This is a genomic window from Bradyrhizobium sp. CCGB12, assembly GCF_024199845.1.
Classification (GTDB): domain Bacteria; phylum Pseudomonadota; class Alphaproteobacteria; order Rhizobiales; family Xanthobacteraceae; genus Bradyrhizobium.
On the sequence record NZ_JANADO010000001.1, the window covers coordinates 6,301,876 to 6,323,528 of the forward strand.

At 64.6% G+C, this 21,653-nt stretch carries 20 protein-coding genes; 6 read left to right on the forward strand and 14 right to left on the reverse strand.

Annotation, left to right across the window (positions count from 1 at the left end):
* Nucleotides 1–171: 171 nt before the first annotated feature.
* Complete coding sequence (locus tag NLM27_RS28850) at nt 172–996, forward strand: sulfite exporter TauE/SafE family protein (protein WP_254146505.1); 825 nt, start codon at nt 172–174, stop codon at nt 994–996.
* A gap of 127 nt (nt 997–1,123) precedes the next feature.
* Here the strand turns inward: NLM27_RS28850 and NLM27_RS28855 are convergent, their stop codons facing one another.
* The 12 genes from NLM27_RS28855 to cysG all read right to left on the reverse strand — a co-directional run bounded on the left by NLM27_RS28855 (nt 1,124) and on the right by cysG (nt 12,384).
* Entirely contained in the window at nt 1,124–1,912 is a 789-nt protein-coding gene (locus NLM27_RS28855) for a 3-hydroxybutyrate dehydrogenase (RefSeq protein WP_254146506.1), read from the reverse strand.
* A gap of 1 nt (nt 1,913) precedes the next feature.
* Nucleotides 1,914–3,089: a DUF3734 domain-containing protein gene (locus NLM27_RS28860; RefSeq protein ID WP_254146507.1), complete on the reverse strand. Its 1,176-nt coding sequence runs from the start codon at nt 3,087–3,089 to the stop codon at nt 1,914–1,916.
* An 81-nt stretch (nt 3,090–3,170) separates the two neighbouring features.
* Nucleotides 3,171–3,674, reverse strand: coding sequence for a CAP domain-containing protein (locus NLM27_RS28865; RefSeq protein ID WP_254146508.1), 504 nt, complete (start codon nt 3,672–3,674; stop codon nt 3,171–3,173).
* 123 nt (nt 3,675–3,797) lie between these two features.
* Complete coding sequence (locus NLM27_RS28870; RefSeq protein WP_254146509.1) at nt 3,798–4,832, reverse strand: TOBE-like domain-containing protein; 1,035 nt, start codon at nt 4,830–4,832, stop codon at nt 3,798–3,800.
* The gene (gene cysW, locus NLM27_RS28875; protein WP_254146510.1) at nt 4,822–5,733 is read right to left on the reverse strand and encodes a sulfate ABC transporter permease subunit CysW; all 912 of its coding nucleotides are present in this window, start codon (nt 5,731–5,733) and stop codon (nt 4,822–4,824) included. Before cysW ends, NLM27_RS28870 begins: the two co-directional genes overlap by 11 nt.
* Before the next feature lie 10 nt (nt 5,734–5,743).
* Nucleotides 5,744–6,580: a sulfate ABC transporter permease subunit CysT gene (gene cysT / locus NLM27_RS28880; protein WP_309144769.1), complete on the reverse strand. Its 837-nt coding sequence runs from the start codon at nt 6,578–6,580 to the stop codon at nt 5,744–5,746.
* A 36-nt stretch (nt 6,581–6,616) separates the two neighbouring features.
* Nucleotides 6,617–7,630 carry a sulfate ABC transporter substrate-binding protein gene (locus NLM27_RS28885; RefSeq protein ID WP_305887602.1) on the reverse strand — a complete coding sequence of 338 codons (1,014 nt, stop codon included), beginning with the start codon at nt 7,628–7,630 and terminating at the stop codon, nt 6,617–6,619.
* 112 nt (nt 7,631–7,742) lie between these two features.
* Complete coding sequence (locus tag NLM27_RS28890) at nt 7,743–8,468, reverse strand: phosphoadenylyl-sulfate reductase (protein WP_254146512.1); 726 nt, start codon at nt 8,466–8,468, stop codon at nt 7,743–7,745.
* Nucleotides 8,465–8,980 carry a DUF934 domain-containing protein gene (locus NLM27_RS28895; protein ID WP_254146513.1) on the reverse strand — a complete coding sequence of 172 codons (516 nt, stop codon included), beginning with the start codon at nt 8,978–8,980 and terminating at the stop codon, nt 8,465–8,467. The genes NLM27_RS28890 and NLM27_RS28895 overlap by 4 nt, the downstream gene beginning before the upstream one ends.
* Nucleotides 8,967–10,622 (reverse strand): nitrite/sulfite reductase, encoded by a 1,656-nt coding sequence (locus NLM27_RS28900; RefSeq protein ID WP_254146514.1) that lies wholly within the window; start codon nt 10,620–10,622, stop codon nt 8,967–8,969. Before NLM27_RS28900 ends, NLM27_RS28895 begins: the two co-directional genes overlap by 14 nt.
* 11 nt (nt 10,623–10,633) lie before the next feature.
* Nucleotides 10,634–10,951: a DUF2849 domain-containing protein gene (locus NLM27_RS28905; RefSeq protein ID WP_148755248.1), complete on the reverse strand. Its 318-nt coding sequence runs from the start codon at nt 10,949–10,951 to the stop codon at nt 10,634–10,636.
* Complete coding sequence (gene cysG / locus NLM27_RS28910; RefSeq protein ID WP_254146515.1) at nt 10,948–12,384, reverse strand: siroheme synthase CysG; 1,437 nt, start codon at nt 12,382–12,384, stop codon at nt 10,948–10,950. Before cysG ends, NLM27_RS28905 begins: the two co-directional genes overlap by 4 nt.
* Before the next feature lie 244 nt (nt 12,385–12,628).
* Here cysG and cysD point away from each other — a divergent pair, with 244 nt between their 5' ends.
* The 4 genes from cysD to NLM27_RS28930 all read left to right on the forward strand — a co-directional run bounded on the left by cysD (nt 12,629) and on the right by NLM27_RS28930 (nt 18,245).
* Nucleotides 12,629–13,423 (forward strand): sulfate adenylyltransferase subunit CysD, encoded by a 795-nt coding sequence (cysD, locus tag NLM27_RS28915; RefSeq protein ID WP_212431365.1) that lies wholly within the window; start codon nt 12,629–12,631, stop codon nt 13,421–13,423.
* 18 nt (nt 13,424–13,441) lie between these two features.
* A complete protein-coding gene (gene cysC, locus NLM27_RS28920; RefSeq protein WP_254146516.1) occupies nt 13,442–15,358 on the forward strand; it encodes an adenylyl-sulfate kinase in 1,917 nt (638 codons plus the stop codon).
* Between the two features lie 390 nt (nt 15,359–15,748).
* Nucleotides 15,749–17,914, forward strand: coding sequence for a malate synthase G (locus NLM27_RS28925; protein ID WP_254146517.1), 2,166 nt, complete (start codon nt 15,749–15,751; stop codon nt 17,912–17,914).
* A gap of 130 nt (nt 17,915–18,044) precedes the next feature.
* The gene (locus NLM27_RS28930; RefSeq protein WP_024340516.1) at nt 18,045–18,245 is read left to right on the forward strand and encodes a CsbD family protein; all 201 of its coding nucleotides are present in this window, start codon (nt 18,045–18,047) and stop codon (nt 18,243–18,245) included.
* A 137-nt stretch (nt 18,246–18,382) separates the two neighbouring features.
* Here NLM27_RS28930 and NLM27_RS28935 read toward each other — a convergent pair whose 3' ends face one another.
* On the reverse strand, nt 18,383–18,538 hold the full coding sequence (locus tag NLM27_RS28935; protein ID WP_063694217.1) for a Thivi_2564 family membrane protein: 156 nt from the start codon (nt 18,536–18,538) through the stop codon (nt 18,383–18,385).
* Between the two features lie 270 nt (nt 18,539–18,808).
* On the opposite strand from NLM27_RS28935, the gene NLM27_RS28940 reads away from it, so the two are divergent.
* Nucleotides 18,809–20,902 (forward strand): methyl-accepting chemotaxis protein, encoded by a 2,094-nt coding sequence (locus NLM27_RS28940; protein ID WP_254146518.1) that lies wholly within the window; start codon nt 18,809–18,811, stop codon nt 20,900–20,902.
* Nucleotides 20,903–20,956: 54 nt separating this feature from the next.
* On the opposite strand, the gene NLM27_RS28945 is transcribed toward NLM27_RS28940, so the two are convergent.
* A complete protein-coding gene (locus NLM27_RS28945) occupies nt 20,957–21,607 on the reverse strand; it encodes a DUF2865 domain-containing protein (protein WP_254146519.1) in 651 nt (216 codons plus the stop codon).
* Nucleotides 21,608–21,653: the final 46 nt, after the last annotated feature.

The following is a 21,653-nucleotide window of genomic DNA, read 5'->3' on the forward strand; positions in this document are numbered from 1 at the left end:
CTTCTCGGGGAACGGCTCTGTCGGAGCACGGACAGGTACGAGGCAAAACGCCTCCCTCTTCTCAACCTGAAGCAAGATTTTTCTTATTGCACCCAAACTGTTGCGCCCTAGGGGAACCTTATTCTACGTCATATTGCGTAACCGACGAGATCAACCTAAGATTCCCCGCACATGTTCGATCCACTTTACGTCGCCTCTGGATTCGGCGTCGGCCTGCTTGTCGGGATGACCGGCGTGGGCGGCGGTTCGCTGATGACGCCGCTCTTGATCCTGCTGTTCGGCGTACATCCCTCCACAGCGGTCGGCACCGACCTGCTCTATGCCGCCGCCACCAAGACCGGCGGCAGCGTGGTGCATGGCTGGTCACGCAGCGTGCACTGGCCGGCGGTGCTGCGGCTCGCCTGCGGCAGCATTCCTGCGAGCGCGGTGACACTGCTGGTGCTGTGGAAGCTCGATCTCAAGAGCGATTCCGAACGCAGCCTGGTCAATCTGGTGTTGTGCTTCGCGCTGCTGCTGACCGCGACGTCGCTGATCTTCCGCAAGTCGATCATGGAGCGCTACCGCAGCAGGCTGGAAGATGTCGACGATCGCACCACCGCGATTGCGACCGTGATCACCGGTGCGGTGCTCGGCGTGCTGGTCTCGATCTCGTCCGTCGGCGCCGGCGCGGTCGGCGTCACCGTGCTGCTGCTGCTCTATCCGCGCCTGCCGATGGTGACCATCGTCGGCTCCGACATCGCCCATGCGGTGCCGCTGACGCTGGTTGCCGGCATCGGACACTGGGCGCTCGGTGACGTCGACTGGGCGCTGATGGGCGTGCTGCTGCTGGGCTCACTGCCCGGCATCATCGTCGGCAGCTTCAGCGCGACGCGCGTGCCGGAGACGGTGCTGCGCCTGACGCTGGCCTGCGTGCTGTTCGTGGTCGCCGGCAAGATCATGTTCGCGGAATTGCACCTGTCGTCCGCGTTCGTGACGGCGCTGGCCTGGGGCCATTGAGGCCCGACCGGACGACGGAATCGTAGGGTGGGCAAAGCGACAGCGTGCCCACCATTTCTCTTCAATAGCCGAAGTATGGTGGGCACGGCGCTGGAGCGCCTTTGCCCACCCTACGGCATCGCCGTGCCTACTCCGCGGTCCAGCCGCCGTCGATCGAGAGATTGGTGCCGGTGATCTGCGCGGCATCGTCGCTGCATAGGAACAGGGCGAGCGCGGCGACCTGCTCGGAGGTGACGAACTCCTTGGTCGGCTGCGCATCGAGCAGCACGTCGTTGATGACCTGCTCGCGCGTCAGGTTGCGCGCCTTCATCGTGTCGGGGATCTGCTTCTCCACCAGCGGCGTCCAGACATAGCCGGGGCTGATGCAGTTGCAGGTGATCTTGTGGGTCGCAACTTCCAGCGCCACGGTCTTGGTCAGGCCGGCGATGCCGTGCTTGGCCGAGACGTAAGCCGACTTGAACGGTGAGGCGACCAGCGAGTGTGCCGATGCCGTGTTGATGATGCGGCCCCAGCCCTTCTTCTTCATGCCGGGGACGGCAGCACGGATGGCATGGAAGGCCGAAGACAGATTGATCGCGATGATCTGGTCCCACTTCTCGACCGGGAACTCCTCGATCGGCGAGACGAACTGGATGCCGGCATTGTTGACGAGGACGTCGACCGAGCCGAACGTCTTCTCGCCGAGCGCTATCATCCCGGCGATCTCGGCGGGCTTGGTCATATCGGCGGGCGAGTAGATTGCCTTGACCTTGAAGTCGGACTCGATCTTGGCGCGTTCCTTCTCGATGTCCTCGGGCGAGCCGAAGCCATTGATGACCACATTGGCGCCGGCTGCTGCGAAGGCGCGCGCATAAGCGAGGCCGATGCCGCTGGTCGAACCGGTCACGACGGCGTTCTTGCCTGACAGACTACCCATGTTATTCGCTCCTTTTTGGCGGGGGCGCGGTGACGTCCCCCGTGAGATCGTAGGTCACCATGGTCTCGCCGGACTGCGGCTGCTCGAGCCAGTCCTTGTGGCGCATCGACAGATGCACGTCGCGCACGCCGGCTTCCCAATGCTCGACCATCGCAACATGCGAGAAGTCGTAGTCCTTGGACGAGGATTCGTAGTTCTTGCTGCGATAGATCAGGTGAACCACGGTGACGGTGCTTTCGCGCGCCGCCTTGGAAAGGAATTCGACGGACGGATCGTTCTTCAGATAATCCGGCAATTTCGAGATCAGGTCGCGCACCGCCCGGCGAGCATTGTGGATCTGCTTGTTCTTGTCGGTGTTCATCCGCGTGCGGCTGGAATAGCGGATGTCCTTCTCGCGCTCAGCGGCCTCGAGCAGCGAAGTCGGCAGATCGCCGCGGGCGGAAAACAGGTCGACCTGGAAGATCAGCATGTCACGGGCGAGCTCGGCATCGAGCACGAAGTCGAGCGGCGTGTTGGAGGCGATGCCGCCGTCCCAATAATGCTCGCCGTCGATCACGACGGACGGAAAGCCCGGTGGCAACGCGCCGGAGGCCATGATGTGCTCGGGGCCTATCTTCTTGCCGAGCCTCTTGAACTCGTAATTGTCGAAATATTTGAAGTTGCCGGAGGTGACGCCGACCGCGCCGATCGACAGGCGCGTCTTCACATCGTTGATGCGGTCGAAATCGACGAGACGCTCCAGCGTCTTCTTCAGCGGCGCAGTATCGTAATAGCTTTCCGCCTCGGGGTGACCCGGCGGCCACAGCGGCGCGGGCGGCACGCGCGGCACGAAGAAGCCCGGCACGCCGAAGGTCGCGATCAACGCCGCGCTCGTCGAGTTGAAAAGCTCGCGGCTGCGATCGCTCTTGCCGACCGGCTTCCACGGCACCGGCGCCGAGACCATCTCCCAGAATTCCTTCAGCCGCTTGACGCGGGTATGGCCCTCATTGCCGGCGATGATGGCGGCGTTGATGGCGCCGATCGAGATGCCGGCGACCCACTCCGGCTCGAAGCCGTAGCCGCACAGCGCCTGGAAGGCACCGGCCTGGTACGATCCAAGCGCGCCACCGCCCTGCAGGACCAGGACGCGTTGCGCATTCGCGGGGATGCTGGCGGTGTCCGGACGATGATCTGTCATGAGGGAACAATGAATAGCAAAAGGCGAGCCCCGTGGCGACAGTCTGCCACGGCGTCAATGCATCCCGGGATCAAGTCTGGCTTATCGAGGGTCCGTCGAGGCCAGGATCATGGTCCAGAACACCTTGTATTTGGTGCCGGGAGCATAACCCGCCGCGATGCCCAGTTTTGTGACACCGCCCTTGAGCATGTTGGCGCGGTGCGGAGGCGAGTCGCGCCAGCCGGAAAACGCTTCCGCCAGCGTATGATAGCCGGCCGAGACGTTCTCGACCGCCACCGTCGCGGGATAGCCGCCGGCGGCGAGACGCTTGGCGAGCGGCGCGCGGACGTCATGGTCCATCTTGTTGGCGGCCGCCATGGCCTGGGACTGGGATTCGGCGAGCCGCATCAGGTCGGGATCGATCACGACGGTGCCGAGGGCGTTGTTCTGGCGGTATTGCGAGATCATCACGGCAGCCGCCTGCGCATCGAGCTTGGCGCCGGGGACCGCCATGTCGACGTACATCGACGGCTGCTGGACCGGCGCTTCACCACCCGCGCAGCCGGCCAGAAGCAAAGTGATGGATATCGCGGCCGCAGCGCGCATGAATCGAGCCCCCAATGAGGGGCCGTTGTTGCATACCAACCGTGGCTGAAAGGTGAATTTTGAGGAAAATCTGAGCCGTCGTTCCGGGGTTCGCGCTAACGCGCGTCCCGGAATGACGGGCCTCTAGCCCGCAAAGATCCGGTAGCGGCGGGGTTCGAGCCCGATCGTGTCGCCGGCGCGCAGTTCCCGGTCGCGGGGGGCGTCGATCTCGATGGTCTCGCCGCCTGACAGCGCAACCTCGGCGCGCTGCACGGGACCGAAATTGCGGACATGCTGCACGGCGCCCTCGAAGGCGCCGCTGCCGGGCGGGCCGACCAGCATGTCGTGCCGTCGCACGAACAGTTTTGACGCGCCAGGCGCAAGCCCGTCCGCCGCGAGCCGGAGCGCCTGGTCGCCGAGGCGGACCACACCATCAGCGATCTGGACCGGTAACTCGATGGACTCGCCGATGAAGCCGTGGACGAAGGCGGTGGCCGGGCTTTCATAGACGTCATCGGGCGAGCCGATCTGCTCGATCCGGCCCTTGTCCATCACCACGACGCGGTTGGCGACTTCGAGCGCCTCCTCCTGGTCGTGGGTGACGAAGATCGAGGTGACGTTGATCTCGTGATGCAGCGAGCGCAGCCACTTCCGCAACTCCTTGCGCACCTTGGCGTCGAGCGCGCCGAAGGGCTCGTCGAGCAGGAGGATGCGCGGCTCGATCGCGAGCGCGCGGGCGAGCGCGATGCGCTGGCGCTGGCCGCCGGAGAGCTGGCTCGGATAGCGGTCGGCGAGCCAGTCGAGCTGCACGAGATCGAGCAGCTCTTTCACCCGCGCACGAATGGTCGCTTCGTCCTTGCGAACCGCGCGCGGCTGCACGCGCAGGCCGAAGGCGACGTTCTCGAATACGGTCATGTGGCGGAACAGCGCGTAGTGCTGGAACACGAAGCCGACGTTCCGTTCGCGCGCGCCCTGCGCCAGCGCATCCTCACCATTGAAGGAGACGTCGCCCGAGTCGGGCCAGTCGAGGCCGGCGATGATGCGCAGCAAGGTGGTCTTGCCGGAGCCGGAGGGGCCAAGCAACGCCAGCAGCTCGCCGTCATTGACCTTGAGGTCGACGCCGTCGAGGGCTGCGAAACTGCCGAACTTCTTGACGAGATTCCTGACTTCAATGGTCACGGGGCTCTTGTCCTTCGTCGAGGTGGCGTTCGAGAACGGTCTTTGCGATCAGCGTGATCAGCGCCAGCATCGCCAGCAGCGAGGCGATCGCGAAGGCGGCGACGAACTGGTATTCGTTGTAGAGGATCTCGACCAGGAGCGGCATGGTGTTGGTCTCGCCGCGGATGTGGCCGGAGACGACGGAGACCGCGCCGAACTCGCCCATCGCGCGGGCGTTGCAGAGCAGGACGCCGTAGAGCACGCCCCATTTGATGTTGGGCAGCGTGACGCGGAAGAAGGTTTGCAGACCCGAGGCGCCGAGCGAGACCGCGGCTTCCTCCTCCTGCGTGCCCTGCTCCTGCATCAGGGAGATCAGCGCGCGCGCCACGAAGGGGAAGGTCACGAAGGTGGTGGCGAGCGCGATACCGGGCACTGCGAACAGGATCTGGATGTCGTGATCGCGCAGCCAGCTCCCGAAAAAGCCCTGCGCGCCGAACAGCAGCACGAACACGAGGCCCGAGATCACGGGGCTGACCGAGAACGGCAGGTCGATCAGCGTAATCAGGAAGGTCTTGCCCTTGAAGTCGAATTTTGCAATCGCCCAGGCGGCGACGAGCCCAAAGACGAGATTGAGGCTCACTGAAATCGCGGCGACCAGCAGCGTCAGCTTGATCGCAGCCAGCGCCTCCGGCTCGGCCAGCGCGGCGAGATAGGCGGGGATTCCCTTCGAGAACGCCTGGGCGAACACCACCACCAGCGGCAGCACGACGAAGACGGTGAGGAAGATCATCGCTAGCGCGATGATGGTGATGCGCACCGCCCTTGGCTCGGTGCGAAGAGTGTCGCGCGCGGCGGCCGCATGCGCGCGAGCGCGCGCATCGGGTGATGCCAGGGAAACGGAGTCTGCGATCTGCATCGTCATGGCCCGCCCCTCAGCGCTCCGGAATCCGGCTCCGCGCCCAGCGCTGGAGCCGGTTGACGGCGAAGATGATGACGAAGGAGACGACGAGCATGACCACCGCGATGGCGGTCGCGTCGGCGTAGCGGAATTCGGACAGCCGGATCACGATCAGAAGCGGCGCGATCTCGGAGACGTTGGGCAGATTGCCGGCGATGAAGATCACCGAGCCGTACTCGCCGACCGCACGCGCGAAGGCGAGCGCGAGCCCGGTGAGGAGCGCGGGCGCCAGCGAGGGCAGGATCACGCGGATGATGGTCTGCCAGCGGCTGGCACCCAGGCTTCCCGCGGCCTCCTCGATCTCGGGGTCGAGATCCTGGAGCACCGGCTGCACGGTGCGCACCACGAAGGGGATGCCGATGAAGATCATGGCGACGAAAATGCCGACCGGCGTAAACGCCACCTTGATGCCGAGCGCCGCAAGCGGCGCGCCCAGCCAGCCCTTCTCCGCGAACAACGCGGTCAGCGCGACGCCGGCGACCGCGGTGGGTAGCGCGAAGGGCACGTCGACGATGGCATCGAACAACCGCCGGCCGGGAAAGCGATAGCGCACCAGCGCCCAGACAATGATGCTTCCCATCACCAGATTGACGCAGGCCGCCGCAAAGGCGAGGCCAAAGGACACCCGCAGGGCATTCAGGGTGCGGCGACTGGACAGGATGTTCCAGAACTGCTCGGGACTGAGCTCGAGCGATTTCAGGAACAGGCCGGCGAGCGGAATCAGGATGATGACGGACAGCCAGGTCAGCGTCAGTCCCATCGTGAGACCGAAGCCCGGCAATGTCCGGCGTCGTGCTGCGAATGCGCTCACCAGGCCCCCTGCTAACGCCCCTCCGACAGCGCCCGATCAGTTCTTGTAGATCTGATCAAAGACGCCGCCGTCGGCAAAATGTTCCTTCTGCGCCTTGGTCCAGCCGCCGAAAACGTCGTCGATCGTGAACAGCTCGACCTTGGCGAAGGAATTTTCGTACTTCTTGGCAATCTCGGCGTCGCGCGGACGGTAGAAATTGCGCGCGGCGATTTCCTGACCTTCTTTGGTATACCAATACTGGAGGTAGGCATCAGCGGCGTTGCGGGTGCCCTTTTTGTCGGCAACCTTGTCGACGATCGTGACCGGCGGCTCGGCGAGGATCGACAACGGCGGCGCGACGATTTGGAATTTCTCCGGGCCGAACTCCTTCAGGGCGAGAGAGGCCTCGTTCTCCCAGGCGAGCAGCACGTCGCCGACGCCGCGCTCCACGAAGGTCACGGTGGCGCCGCGCGCACCGGTGTCGAGCACCGGCACCTGCTGGAAGAGCTTTCCGATGAATTCCTTGGCCTTGTCGGCGGAGCCGTACTTCTTCTGCGCAAAACCCCAGGCCGCCAGATAATTCCAGCGCGCGCCGCCCGATGTCTTCGGATTCGGCGTGATCACGGCAACGCCCGGCTTGATCAAATCGTCCCAGTCCTTGATGGACTTGGGGTTGCCCTTGCGGACGAGAAACACGATGGTCGAGGTATAGGGCGACGAATTCTGCGGCAGGCGCTTCTGCCAATCGACTGTGGTGAGGCCCTTGCCGGCGATGGCGTCGATGTCATAGGCGAGCGCGAGCGTCACCACATCGGCCTGCAATCCGTCGATCACCGCGCGCGCCTGCGAACCGCTGCCGCCATGCGACTGCTTGATCTCGACGCTCTTGCCGGTCTCCTTCTGATAGGCGTTCGCAAACGCCTTGTTGAACTCGACATAGAGCTCACGGGTCGGATCGTACGACACGTTCAAGAGATTGATGTCAGCGGCAAGCGCTGAGCTTGCTAAGATTCCCGTTGCGAAAAGTCCTGCAGCGAGCGGAACGATACGGCGGATCATGTCCATCTCCATTCACTTCGCTGACGTCGATGTCATCGAAGGCGTGCAGGCATAACTCGGGTCGAAACGCTCTTAAGTCAACGGAACCGGATTTTCTTGTTCGCAGCGTGGCAGCGCAAGCGTGCTACGAAACCTTCATCGTGTGAATGCCGCATTCTGTCTTGGCGCGGCCACGCCAACGACCGGCGCGAGAATCCTCATCCTCGGTCGTTCTGCTGGTGCAAGGCATACACCCAACCGACAGGAAACCGGAGGCGACGAGAGGATGACGCGGCAATTTGGCGCGGACGAAAATCGCCTCGAGCTCCTCGCGCGAGACGTTAGCGAAGGGATTGAACTTCAACCGCGCACCGTCGGCCTCGACAACGGGAATATCGGTGCGCGCATTGCCCTGGAAACGCTTGCGACCGTTGAGCCAGGCCGAGAACGGCTTGAGCGCACGCGCCAGCGGTTCCACCTTGCGGATGCGGCAGCAGGCGTCGGGATCGGAGAACCAGAGGTCGCGGTCGGGATCGTCGCGCGACAGCGTCTCTTCCGCGGGCTTGATCGAACGGACGTCCTTGAGGCCCAGCGTCGCGATCAAGGTATCGCGATAGGCGAGCGTCTCCTCGAACAACCAGCCGGTGTCGAGGAAGACCACCGGGATCGCCGGATCGACGTCCGCCATCACCTTGAGCAGCGTCGCCGATTCCGTGCCGAAGGACGACACCAGCGCGAGCTTGTCGCGCCCGACCGTCTTCAGCGCCGCGGCGATGATCTCCGCGGGCGAGGCATCGCGCAAGGCGCGATCGAGCTCGTCCGCCGGGGGCAACGCAGAAACAGGCGAAACCTGAGGCGCGATCGCGTTCACGTGCCGACACCTTCGGAATGGCGCAACTGCATGCGCCGGTGCAGCGCCGTGATCCGGCCGTCGCCGGTCGGCTGGTAGAACACCGAATAGCGCTTGGCGGTCTGCATGAAGGCTTCCGCGTCCGCCTGCTTCTTGACCTCGAAGGCATCGAAGCCGGCGCGCAGCATGAACACGAACTGGTCGCGCAGCACCTGGCCGGTGGCACGCAAATCGCCACGATAATTGTAGCGCTCGCGCAGAAGGCGGGCCTGGCTGTAGGCGCGGCCGTCGCGGAAGGTCGGGAACACCAGTGCGACCGTCGCGAGCTTGCCGAGATACGGCACCAGCTCGGCGATGTCGCGGTTGTTCGGCCAGATCACACCGATCTTGCCGGCGCGTTTGAGCAAGCCTTGGGCGTCACCGAGGAAACGTTCGGCCGGCACCAGGATGTCGCCGCCCTCGGGCAGCGGCGTGTCGACGGCCAGCTTGACGAAGCTGTCGTCGGCGATCTTTCCGCCGTTAACGAGTGGCATAGACGCGCTCCTTGAAGGGTTCGACGCCGAGACGCTTCACAGTGTCCATGAACAGCTCTTCGGGCCGCTCACGTAGCGCCAGATAGGCTTCAACGATGTCCTCGACGACGTCGGCGACCTCGTCGAACTTCACGCCGGGGCCGATCAGATTGCCGAGCGCGGCGTTCTCGTCGGCTCGGCCGCCGATGGTGATCTGGTAGACCTCCTCGCCGTTCTTCTCGACGCCGAGAATGCCGATATGGCCGACATGGTGATGGCCGCAGGCGTTGATGCAGCCGGAGATGTTGATGTGGAGACGGCCAATCAGGTTGGCGAGCTCGTGATTGGCAAAGCGCCGCGTCAGCTCCTGCGCAATCGGGATCGAGCGCGCATTCGCCAGCGAGCAATAGTCGAGCCCCGGGCAGGCGATGATGTCGGTAATCAGATTGACGTTCGGCGTGGCGAGGCCAAGCTTGTCGAGCGCCTTCCACAGCGCCGGCAGATCGCGCTTGGCGACGTGCGGGAGCGCCAGGTTCTGTTCGTGGCCGACACGAATCTCGCCGAAGGAATATTTGTCGGCGAGATCGGCCAGCGCGTCCATCTGCTCGGCCGTGGCATCGCCCGGAGGCCCGCCGGTCGGCTTCAGCGAGATCGTGACGATGGAGTAGCCCTGCACCTTGTGCGGGGCCACCGAGTTCTTGCGCCACGTCTCGAAGTCAGGATCGGCCGCGGCCTGCCGCAGCTCGTCCGGCATGTGCGGCAGCTTCTCGTAGGCGGGATAAGTGAAGCGCGAGCGGATGTCCTCGATCACCTCGTCGTCGATCTGGAGCGAGGAGTTGCGGATGTGCTGCCACTCCTCCTCGACCTCGCGGGAGAACTTCTCGATGCCGAGCTCGTGCACCAGGATCTTGATGCGCGCCTTGTAGATGTTGTCGCGGCGGCCGTACTGGTTGTAGACGCGCAGGATCGCCTCGATGTAGCTCAGGATATCGCGGCCATGCACGAAGTGCTTGATGGTCTTGGCGATGAACGGGGTGCGGCCGAGACCGCCGCCGACCAGCACTTCGAAGCCGGTCTCGTCCCTTTCGTTCTTGATCAGCTTCAGGCCGATGTCGTGGATCTTGATCGCGGCCCGGTCGTGGTCCGATGCGGTGATCGCAATCTTGAACTTGCGCGGCAGGAACGAGAACTCCGGATGCAGCGTGGTGTGCTGGCGGATCAGCTCGGACCAGATGCGGGGATCCTCGATTTCGCCGGGCGCGACACCGGCCCACTGGTCCGAAGTGACGTTGCGCATGTTGTTGCCGGAGGTCTGCATCGCATGGATGCCGACCTCGGCAAGATCAGCCAGCGCATCCGGCAGCTCGGCAAGCTTGATCCAGTTGAACTGGATGTTCTGCCGCGTGGTGAAATGGCCATAGCCGCGGTCATATTTGCGCGCGACATGGGCGAACGCCCGCAGCTGGTTCGTCGCCAGCGTGCCATAGGGGATCGCGACGCGGAACATGTAGGCATGCAGTTGCAGGTAGACGCCGTTCTGCAGCCGCAGGATCTTGAACTCGTCCTCGGTGAGCTCACCGGAGAGGCGGCGCTTCACCTGGTCGCGGAACTCCGAGACGCGCTCGTTGACGAGCGTGCGGTCGATTTCGTCGTAAGCATACATAAGAAAGCGCCTTAAACCTGGGCCGGCTGTCCGATGGTCACACCGGTGCGGCGGATCTGTTCGCGCAGATTGCCGGGTTCGATCTTGCCGTCGGCGCCGACCTGCACCGGGGCGATATAGGGACCGATCGCGCCGACGTCATCGGCGACGGACTCTGCAAGCAACGCTTTGGCCTCGTCCGAGTTGCGCACGATCGCGGCTTCCGAGAGGTCCGCGGACCAGCTCTTGGCGGCGGTGCGGTAAACCACAATGCCATCCCAGGTGCGGTTGGCGGTCACGACCGAGGGGCCGGCGATTTTGATCTTCTTCTGTTCGAGCGGGGAGGTCATTCGGCTGCATCCAGGAGGTCAGAGATGATTTGAGCTGGGTTTTTCTTGGTCGTTTCGCGGCGAAGCGAACCGGCATGCCGGACCACCTCGCCGATGATGAGGATGGCGGGACCGCCTTGGGTCCGCCGCACCAGCTCGGGCAGATCGCGCAGCGTGCCGATCGCGCCTTGCGCATCGGGACGCGTGACGCGGGCGAACACGCCGACCGGCGTTTCCGGCGAACGGCCGACAGCGAACAGGCCGGCGCGGATAGCGGGCGCGGCGGTCATGCCCATGTAGACCACGACGGTCATCCTGGTGTCGGTCAGCGTCGACCAGTCCACGACCTCCGCATCGCGCGCCTTGTGCGCGGTGAGGAAGGTGATGCGGGTCGCTTCATGACGATAGGTGAGCGGGACCTCGAAATCGGCGGCGCCGCCGAGGCCGGCGGTGATGCCGGGAATGATCGAATAGGCGATGCCCGCCGCGCGGAGCGCTTCAACCTCTTCACCGCCGCGGCCGAACACGAAGGGGTCGCCGCCCTTCAGCCGCACCACGCGCTGGCCCGATTGCGCGGCCTCGATCATGCGCTTGTTGATGGCGTCCTGCCCGATGCCGGGCTTGCCGACGCGGCGGCCGACGGCAACGCGCGTGGTGTCGCGGCGGATGCGGTCGAGAATTTCGGGCGAGACCAGCTCGTCATGGAAGACGATGTCGGCATCCTGTAAGGCGCGCAGCGCCTTGATGGTGAGGAGATCGGGATCGCCGGGGCCGGCACCGACCAGCGCGACCGAGCCCTCCGGCTTGTCCGCGCGCGCGAATCCGGATGGATCGGAAATCGCCTCGAGCGCAGCGACCGCCTCGCTTTTGCGGCCAGCGAGCACGGACGCGCCGATCGGGCCGTCGATGACACGCTCCCAGAAGCGGCGGCGCAGCGGAAACTCGGCGATGCGCGCGTTGATGGATTTGCGGAAGCCGCCGATGAATTCGGCGAGCTCGCCGATGCGGGCCGGCAGCAGCGCCTCGATCTTCTCGCGCACGCGCCGCGCCACCACCGGCGAGGAGCCGCCGGTGCCGACCGCGACCACCACGTCGCCGCGATCGACGATCGCCGGGAAGATGAAGCTGGAATGTTCGAGATCGTCCATGACGTTGACGGGCAGGCCGAGCGCCTTGGCGCGCACCGACATCGCCACACCGACATCACCCGCGCCCGCGCAGACCACAGCGATGACGCCCGAGAGATCGGCAATGAGCGGATCGCCGGTCGCGATTTCGATACGCGCTGCGTCCTCGGAGCCGAGGCTCAGATCCTGATTGCCGTCGATCGCATGCACGCGGACGCGCGCGCCGGCCGCCGCGAGCACGCGCAGCTTGGCGCGCAACAGCTCGCCCGCGCCGATGAGGACCACCGGACCGGCCTTCAGATCGAGAAACACCGGCAAGAACCGCATGTGATACTCGCTTCCCCACAATCGGGGTTGACTGGAATTATTTTCTATATATGTGTCGTTTCGAGCGCGCAAAGAGAAAATTTTTTCTTCTCTTCTGCACCGCAACTATAGAATTTTCGCCTCCAAACGCAAAGTGGCAGAGATGCATCTTCTCAAGGACGATTCCGCTGCTGACGGACTGAGCAGCCCGGCGCTGGCCGATCGCGTGCGCGCGCAAGAATTTTCTGCCGAGCTTGCCCCAAGCATGGACCATCTCGACCAGCTCGAGGCACAGAGCATCTACATCTTCCGCGAGGCGTTCGCCCGGCTGAAGAAGATTGCCCTGCTGTGGTCGCTCGGCAAGGACTCCAACGTCATGATCTGGCTGGCGCGGAAAGCCTTCTTCGGCAAGATGCCGTTCCCCGCCCTTCATGTCGACACCGGCAAGAAGTTTCCGGAGATGTATCGCTTCCGCGATCACTACGGAAAAGAATGGGATCTCGACCTGCGCGTCGAGCCCTGCCCGCCGATCGATGCCGTCGACCCGACGCTGCCGCCGGCCGCGCGTTCCGCCGCGCGCAAGACCGAAGGTCTCAAGATGGCGCTCGCCAAATACGGCTTTGACGGCCTGATCGCCGGCATCCGCCGCGACGAGGAAGCGACGCGCGCCAAGGAGCGCGTGTTCTCGCCGCGCGGCCTCGAAGGCAATTGGGACGTGCGCGACCAACCGCCGGAGTTCTGGGATCATTTCAACGCCTCGCCGCCGCAAGGCGCGCATCTGCGCATCCATCCGATCCTGCATTGGACCGAGGCCGACATCTGGGCCTACACCAAGCGCGAGAACATCCCGATCATCCCGCTTTATCTGTCGCAGAACGGCAAGCGCTATCGCTCGCTGGGTGATCAGGACATCACCAATCCGGTCGCTTCGACCGCATCGAGCATCGACGAGATCCTGATCGAGCTCGAACAGACCAAGGTGCCGGAGCGCGCCGGACGCGCGCTCGACCACGAGACCGAGGACGCTTTCGAGCGCCTCCGCGTCGCCGGCTATCTCTGACAAGGACGCAATGCGGCCATGAACATGATCGTCACGCCTGCCTCGCCCGCCACCCCGAACGGCACCACGCGTCCTCAGGTGCGCATCGTCATCGTCGGCCACGTCGATCACGGCAAGTCGACGCTGGTCGGCCGCCTCCTGCACGAGACCGGCAGCCTGCCCGATGGCAAGCTCGAAATGCTGAAAGCCGTCAGCGCGCGGCGCGGCATGCCGTTCGAATGGTCGTTCCTGCTCGACGCGCTCCAGACCGAGCGCGACCAGGGCATCACCATCGACACCACGCAGATCCGCTTCCGCACCAATTCGCGCGACATCGTGCTGATCGACGCGCCCGGCCACGCCGAATTCCTGCGCAACATGATCACCGGAGCCTCGCAGGCCGACGGCGCGGTGCTGATCATCGATGCGCTCGAGGGCGTGCGCGACCAGACCAGGCGGCACGGCTATCTGCTGCACCTGCTCGGCGTGAAGCAGGTCGCTGTTGTCGTCAACAAGATGGATCGCGTCGATTTCGGCGCCGAGCGATTCAAGGAGATCAGCGACGAGATCACGGCGCATCTGAGCGGCCTCGGCGTGACGCCGACGGCGGTGATCCCGATTTCCGCGCGTGACGGCGATGGCGTCGCCGCACGCACCGACCGCATCTCCTGGTACAAGGGACCGACGGTGGTCGAGGCGCTCGACCGGCTCGAACCGGCGCGGCCGCTCGAAGCCCTGGCGCTGCGGCTGCCGGTGCAGGCGATCTACAAGTTCGACGACCGCCGCATCGTGGCGGGCCGCATCGAATCCGGTAGTCTCATTGCCGGCGACGAGGTCGTGATCATGCCAGCCGGCAAGATCGCGAAGATCAAGACGGTCGAAAGCTGGCCGATGACGCCGGTCGCGGGACGGCAGGGCGCCGGCCGCTCGGTCGGCATCACGCTCGACCGCGAATTGTTCATCGAGCGCGGCGACATCATCGCGCATGCCGGCAGCGCACCGCGCGAGACGCGGCGGCTGCGCGCGCGGATTTTCTGGCTGCACGACAAGCCGCTCGCCAAGGGCGACCAGCTCCTGGTGCGCTGCGGGCCGAAAGAAAGCCGCGCCACTGTGGTCGCGATCGAGAAGGCGGTCGATCCCGGCGAATTGTCGAGCACCGAGAACAAGGCGATTGGCCGCAACCATGTCGGCGAGATCGACATTTCTCTGTCGAACCCGATAGCTGCCGATCCCTACACGGAAAATCCGCGCACTGGCCGCCTCGTGATCGAGGTGTCCGGACGCATCGCCGGCGGCGGCCTGGTGCTGTCGGTCGACGCCGGCCAGCGCGCCGTGCCGGTCGACATCGTGCCGGTGGAATCGGCGCTGCGGCCGGATGAGCGCTCCGCCCGCTACCGCCACAACGGTGCTGTGGTCTGGCTCACCGGCCTGCCCGCCTCCGGCAAGTCGACGCTGGCCAAGGCGCTGGAGCGGCGGCTGTTCACCAATGGTAGCTCGCCAATCCTGCTCGACGGCGACACGCTGCGCGCTGGGCTCAACGGCGATCTCGGCTTCTCCACCACTGACCGCAGCGAGAATATCCGCCGCCTTGCCGAAGTCGCGACGCATCTCGCCCGCAATGGCCACATCGCCATCGTCGCGGCTGTCTCGCCCGCACGCGATGACCGCGCCGCCGCGCGCCGCATCGCCGACACCGCATTCCGCGAGATTCATGTCGCGACACCTGCAGACGTGTGCGAGGAGCGCGACCCCAAGGGCCACTACAAGAAGGCCAGAGCCGGCACGCTCGCCTCGTTCACCGGCATCGGCAACGACTACGAAGCGCCGCAGGCCGCCGAGCTCGTGATCGACACCTCGACACGGACGGTCGCCGAAGCAGCCGACGAGATCGAGCAGATGCTGAAGACATCAGGCGTGCTGTTCGACGAAGTCGTGGATCTCGCCGCGAATATTTAGGGCGCGCCCCCACTTAGGTGGCACGCTCCGCACCACATCAACGGTGCCGTCCTGGCGAAAGCCAGGACCCATACCGCGCGATCTATGCTTTAGGCTCGGTCGAAGTACCGGACTGACTACAAGTCGTCGCCAAACTCCTCCCTGGGATAATGGATCCTGGCTTTCGCCAGGACGACGTCGGGGAGAGGTCGTGCCCATTGCCTTTGCAGGGCGTATTCCGAATACCTACTCTTTCACCTCGTCTTGACATTTTGACAGACCTTTGGGGGTCTTCTCACCGCCCCGATTTTGGGGCTAATAGGGCCCCGAAAGCCGCCCCCTATGGGCGCATTTTGCTGCTGTCGGGTCAAAAGCAGCCAAAAACAGCCATTTCCAACAAGAAAGCCCATCATGAAACGCGTCGACGCCCACGGATTGAAGATCGCTCCCGTCTTGTTCGATTTCATCGCCAAGGAAGCGGCCCCGAAAACGGGCATCGCGCCGGATGCGTTCTGGGCCGGGCTTGCCGCCATCGTCCGGGAGTTGGGGCCAAAGAACCGCGCGCTGCTCGCGTTTCGCGACACGCTGCAGGGCAAGATCGACGACTGGCACCGTGCGGGCAAGGGCAAGGCGTTCGACCTCAATGCCTATACCGCCTTCCTGAAGGAGATCGGCTATCTCGTTCCTGAGCCGGCGACGCAGAAGGTCGAGACCGCCAATGTCGACCAGGAAATCGGCAAGATCTGCGGCCCGCAGCTCGTCGTGCCCCTCACCAACGCACGCTATGCGCTGAATGCGGCGAACGCGCGCTGGGGCTCGCTCTACGATGCCTTCTATGGCACCGACGCGATCCCGCACGACGCTGCCGAGACCGGCAAGGGCTACAACAAGGCGCGTGGCGACAAGGTGATCGCGAAAGCAAAGGCGTTCCTCGATGCCGCCGCGCCGCTGGCAACCGGCAGCCACACCGACGTCACCGCCTACAGCGTCGTCGCGGGCCAGCTCGCGGTGAAACTCAAGAGCGGCAACGCCACCGCGCTCAAGAACGCCGCGCAGTTCGCGGGTTTCCAGGGCGATGCGGCCGCGCCGAGCGCGGTGCTGCTCGTCAACAACGGCCTGCATGTCGAAGTCAAGATCGACCGCAGCAGTGCGATCGGCAAGGACGATCCGGCCGGCGTCGCCGACATGATCATGGAGTCCGCGGTCTCCACCATCCTCGACATGGAGGACTCGGTCGCCGCCGTCGATGCCGAGGACAAGGTGCTGGTCTATCGCAACACGCTCGGCCTGATGAACGGCACGCTGTCGGCCGATTTCGAGAAGGGCGGCAAGACGCTGACGCGCTCGCTCAATGCCGACCGCAGCTACAAGACGCCTGATGGCAAGGGCGAGGTCAAGCTGCACGGCCGCAGCCTGCTCCTGATGCGCAATTGCGGTCACCACATGTTCACCGACGCCGTGCTGGACGAGAAGGGCGAGGAAATTCCGGAGGGCCTGCTGGATGCCGCCGTCTCGGGCCTGCTCGCCATTCACGATCTCAAAGGCAACTCCAAGGTCAAGAACAGCCGCACGGGATCGGCCTATATCGTCAAGCCGAAGATGCACGGCCCGGACGAGGTGTCGCTGACCTGCGAGATTTTCGATCGCGTCGAGAAGATGCTGGGCCTGCCCGAGAACACGCTGAAGGTCGGCATCATGGACGAGGAACGGCGTACGACCGTCAACCTCAAGGCCTGCATCCAGCGCGCCTCCAAGCGCATCATGTTCATCAACACCGGCTTCCTCGACCGCACCGGCGACGAGATCCACACCTCGATGGAAGCGGGCCCGATGATCCGCAAGAACGAGATGAAGGCGCAGGCCTGGATCAAGGCCTATGAGGACTGGAACGTCGACATGGGCCTGATCGACGGCCTGCCCGGCCACGCCCAGATCGGCAAGGGCATGTGGGCCGCGCCCGACAAGATGGCGGACATGCTGGCGCAGAAGCTCGCGCATCCGCAGGCCGGCGCCACCACTGCCTGGGTGCCCTCGCCGACGGCCGCGACCCTGCACGCGCTGCACTACCACCAGGTCAACGTTATCGCGCGCCAGGAGGAACTCACCAAGGGCGGTCCGCGCGCAAAGCTTTCCGACATCCTCACCATTCCGGTGTCGAAGTCGAACTGGGCCCCTGATGACGTCAAGCAGGAGATCGATAACAACTGCCAGGGCATCCTCGGCTATGTCGTGCGCTGGATCGACCAGGGCGTCGGCTGCTCCAAGGTGCCAGATATCCACGATGTCGGCCTGATGGAGGACCGCGCGACCTTGCGCATCTCCAGCCAGCATCTCGCCAACTGGCTGCATCAGGGCGTGATCACCGAGGCGCAGGTGATGGAATCGCTCAAGCGCATGGCCGTGGTCGTCGACAAGCAGAATGCGGGCGATCCCATCTACAAGCCGATGGCGCCCGCCTTCGACGGCGTCGCCTTCAAGGCGGCCTGCGACCTGATCTTCAAGGGACGCGAGCAGCCGAACGGTTACACCGAATACATCCTCACCGCGCGCCGCCGCGAGGCGAAAGCGGCCGGCTAAGCGAAGTCACGGGAATGTCAAAAGCCCCGGCCAGCGCCGGGGCTTTTTTGTTGGGCGAAACGTCGCGGCGTGCTGAGGAACGGCAGCGCACGGCTCGCGTTGTCGGGCCATCAACCAATGGGAGATGGTCATGGACTGGAATCGGATCGAAGGAAACTGGAAGCAGTTCAAGGGATCGGCCAAGGAGAAATGGGGCAAGCTCACCGACGATGACCTCCAATTGATCGAGGGTCGTCGCGAGCAGCTCGAGGGGCGGCTCCAGGAACGCTACGGCAAGGCCAAGGACCAGGTGCGTCAGGACGTCGACGACTGGCTCAAGGGGCTGCACTGAGGCAGCAGCAAAAGCCCCGGCTCAGCCCGGGGCTTTTTTGTATGGAAATCTGTAGCCCGGATGAGCGCGACGATATCCGGGACCTTTGTTGCGGCACCCCGGATTTCGCTGCGCTCATCCGGGCCACGATACCTTCGCTAGAATACCGCGAGATATTTCAACAGCGACACGATACCGATGATGATGACGATCACGCGCGCGATCTGCTTGGCGCGGCCGTCCATCGGAAGCATGTTGATGAGATAAAGCACGAGAATGATGACGAGAAAGGTGACGAGTACGCCGACCAGCATCGCGAGGCCCCCTTCAGGCAATTGCTAACGGTATCCTAACGCCCGTCGTCCGCGCCGGTTCCACTCGGGAAACCCAATACAACTTCTGATACTTACGTACTTCTACGATCGGCCCGACTGCCTAAAATTTTACCCTTTTCCTTTCAGATGCCGAAACCGCCCGTGCCGCGAACGGCACAGGACTGCGATTGCCGGATGCGACCGCCCCTCTGTTTTCGACGTTACCGGGGCGTTTTTTTGCGACCTTGAAATTGGACCTGGGGGACTTCGATGCTGAATCGTCTGACCGTATCCGCGCTCCTGAAGGCGGTGATCGCGATCACGTCGGTCTGCGTGGTGATCGCACTCTCGCTCACCGCCTACGAATCCTGGGATCGCCTGAGGACCGCGAGCCGGATCTCGCGGATCGCGGACGCATCTGCCGATCTGTTCAAAGCGATGCACAATCTGCGCACCGATCGCTCCACCACCAACCGGCTGCTGAACGCGACCGCGCCGATGGACGCCGAGATCGAGAAATATCTGCGTGCTATCCGGGACGCCGAGATGCCCGCGATGGCGCGGGCGCTGGAGCTGTTGCCAACCATGGACTTTCCGCAGTCCGGCACGCTGGTGCCGGAGCTCGCGCGGCTCCACAAATTGCTGAGCGAGGAGCAGAAGCAGTTCTGGGAGGACGTGGCCAAGCCCAAGGAGCAGCGCCGCGCCGGCTTGCCGAAGGAGTACATGGAAACGACCCAGGGTCTGCTCGAAACGCTCGACAAGCTCTCGAACGTCCTGGCCGCCACCGTCAACCATCAGGACGCCGTGATCGACCAGCTGCTGTCGATCAAGCAGAACGCCTGGCTATTGCGCAACACCGCCGGCGAAGCGTCGCTGGTCGTCTCGACCGGTCTAGCCGCCGGCAAGATCACGCCCGAGGCCCACCAGTCTTATATCCAGTATGTCGGCGGCACGGCCGCGATGTGGAAGGCGCTGGAATTGTCGACCTCGGGCATGCAATTGCCGCCCGCGCTCGTCTCGGCCATGGCAACGGTCAAGACCGCCTATTTCGATCCGCAATATCTCGCCCTGCGCGACCGCCTCGCGGGCACGCTGGCCAAGGGCGAAAAGGCCGAGATGACCGCCAATCAGTGGACCCCGGTCACGGTCGGACGCCTGGCAAGCGCCGTCGCGGTGGCGGAAGCCGCGCTCGAGGCCGCCAAGGCCCATACGCTGGAGCAACGCGGCGCCGCGCAGCGCGCGCTGATCGTGCAGCTCGCCCTCCTGGCGCTCGCGATCGGTCTTACCGTCGGCGCTGTCGTGCTGGTCAACCGGCGTGTCATCCATCCGCTCAACACCATCCGCGACGCGATGCTCAAGGTCGCCGGCGGCGACCTTGCCGTCGACAGCGGCTATCTCGACCGTCAGGACGAGATCGGCGCGCTTGCCGGCGCGCTGGAAACCTTCAAGCAGCAGGCCACCGAGAAGCTCAACATCGAGGCGCACGAGCGCGAACGCAATGTCGGCGCAGCCGCGCGTCAGCGGGCGGTGGAGGCCCATGTCGGCGAGTTCGAAGGCGCGGTGCGCAAGACGCTCGGCGAACTGAGCGAGGCGTCCGGCGAGATGCGCAAGACCTCGGGCGACCTCTCCGCTGTGTCGCGCCAGACCAACGACCGCGTCCAGCTGGCCGGCAAGGCCTCCAATGACGCCTCCATGAGCGTCGACAGCGTGGCCGCTGCCGCCGAGGAGCTCTCCGCCTCGATCAACGACATCAGCCAGCAGGCCGCGCATGCCGCTGGCATCGCCAGCCGCGCCGTCAACCAGGCGCGCGAAACCGACAGCACCGTGCAGGGGCTGGCGCAATCCGCGGGCCGCATCGGCGAGGTCGTCGGCCTGATCAACACCATCGCGGCGCAGACCAACCTGCTCGCGCTCAATGCCACGATCGAGGCGGCGCGCGCCGGCGAAGCCGGCCGCGGCTTTGCCGTCGTCGCATCCGAGGTGAAGTCGCTGGCGAGCCAGACCGCGAAGGCGACCGAGGAAATCTCCGAGCAGATCGCCGATATCCAGAAGGTCGCGGGCGATGCCATCAACGCCATCCAGGCCATCGGCGGCATCATCGGCGAGGTGAACGAGGTCGCGACCGCGATTGCCGCCGCCGTGCAGGAGCAGGGTGCGGCGACCCAGGAGATCACCCGCAGCACCCAATATGCGGCGCAGGGCACCAAGAACGTCTCGGATAACATCACTGGCGTGAAGGCCGATGCCGACACCGCCGCCGGCGCCGCGGAGAACGTCAAGCAGGCTTCGGAGACGCTCGAGACGCAGAGCCGCCAGCTCGGTCAGCAGGTCAGCGACTTCCTGGGGAAGATCCGCGCGGCGTAAGCCGGCGGACTGGATAGAAAGCCAAGCGCGGCAACTCAGCCAACGCCCGAGCCTCTACTCCTTTGCCACCACCGGCACGCGGCGGAATTTGGCGCGGACGGATTCCGGCAGCGGCGAAAAATTCATCGCGATGCCGCGGCGGTCGTTGGCATTGCGGTTGGCGACCACGAGGCCGTCAGCACCCGCGACGATGTCGCCCTTGCGCAAGGTGGGGTCGTCCTCGACCTTGACCTGGGCGAGCCCGGCCGGATCCTTGCCGTTGCAGGTACAGCCCGCGACGATCTCGTTGCGATAACGGAAGGCGTTCGGCAGGTCGGAATAGGACTTTCCGTGCTCAGTCGTGGCGTCGTCGATATTGCTGCCATAGACCAGCGAGGTTTCGGACGCCGGGCAGAAGCTCTTGCACGATTGCGCCTTGCTTTCGGCATCGCTTCCCTGCGCCGGGAAATAGCGGCCGTCGCATCCGCGCACGCAATAGGCGGTGCCGCCGCCATAGGCGGCGCGCTGGCGCGGCACGTCGTAGCGCCGCATGTCATCGTTCGGGAACGGCGTCCGGATCTGCGGAGGCCGCGCTCCGAACGCGCCGAACAGCGCCGAGAAGAAGTCCTGCGCATGCGCCGACGGCGTCAGCGCGAGGCCGAGAGAGGTGACGGTAGCCAAGGCCGCCGCACTGCCAGCCAGCTTGCCGATCAAGCGTTTACTCATGTGACCTCATTCAACTCTTAAAAGCGCGTTGCATGATCTTTCGGAG

Coding starts and splice junctions, on each gene's coding strand:
- NLM27_RS28850 (WP_254146505.1), top strand. CDS start 172: ATGTTCGATCCACTTTACGTCGCCTCTGGATTCGGCGTCGGCCTGCTT.
- NLM27_RS28855 (WP_254146506.1), bottom strand. CDS start 1,912: ATGGGTAGTCTGTCAGGCAAGAACGCCGTCGTGACCGGTTCGACCAGC.
- NLM27_RS28860 (WP_254146507.1), bottom strand. CDS start 3,089: ATGACAGATCATCGTCCGGACACCGCCAGCATCCCCGCGAATGCGCAA.
- NLM27_RS28865 (WP_254146508.1), bottom strand. CDS start 3,674: ATGCGCGCTGCGGCCGCGATATCCATCACTTTGCTTCTGGCCGGCTGC.
- cysW (WP_254146510.1), bottom strand. CDS start 5,733: ATGACGATGCAGATCGCAGACTCCGTTTCCCTGGCATCACCCGATGCG.
- NLM27_RS28885 (WP_305887602.1), bottom strand. CDS start 7,630: ATGGAGATGGACATGATCCGCCGTATCGTTCCGCTCGCTGCAGGACTT.
- NLM27_RS28895 (WP_254146513.1), bottom strand. CDS start 8,980: ATGCCACTCGTTAACGGCGGAAAGATCGCCGACGACAGCTTCGTCAAG.
- NLM27_RS28900 (WP_254146514.1), bottom strand. CDS start 10,622: ATGTATGCTTACGACGAAATCGACCGCACGCTCGTCAACGAGCGCGTC.
- NLM27_RS28905 (WP_148755248.1), bottom strand. CDS start 10,951: ATGACCTCCCCGCTCGAACAGAAGAAGATCAAAATCGCCGGCCCCTCG.
- cysG (WP_254146515.1), bottom strand. CDS start 12,384: ATGCGGTTCTTGCCGGTGTTTCTCGATCTGAAGGCCGGTCCGGTGGTC.
- cysD (WP_212431365.1), top strand. CDS start 12,629: ATGGACCATCTCGACCAGCTCGAGGCACAGAGCATCTACATCTTCCGC.
- cysC (WP_254146516.1), top strand. CDS start 13,442: ATGAACATGATCGTCACGCCTGCCTCGCCCGCCACCCCGAACGGCACC.
- NLM27_RS28925 (WP_254146517.1), top strand. CDS start 15,749: ATGAAACGCGTCGACGCCCACGGATTGAAGATCGCTCCCGTCTTGTTC.
- NLM27_RS28930 (WP_024340516.1), top strand. CDS start 18,045: ATGGACTGGAATCGGATCGAAGGAAACTGGAAGCAGTTCAAGGGATCG.
- NLM27_RS28935 (WP_063694217.1), bottom strand. CDS start 18,538: ATGCTGGTCGGCGTACTCGTCACCTTTCTCGTCATCATTCTCGTGCTT.
- NLM27_RS28940 (WP_254146518.1), top strand. CDS start 18,809: ATGCTGAATCGTCTGACCGTATCCGCGCTCCTGAAGGCGGTGATCGCG.
- NLM27_RS28945 (WP_254146519.1), bottom strand. CDS start 21,607: ATGAGTAAACGCTTGATCGGCAAGCTGGCTGGCAGTGCGGCGGCCTTG.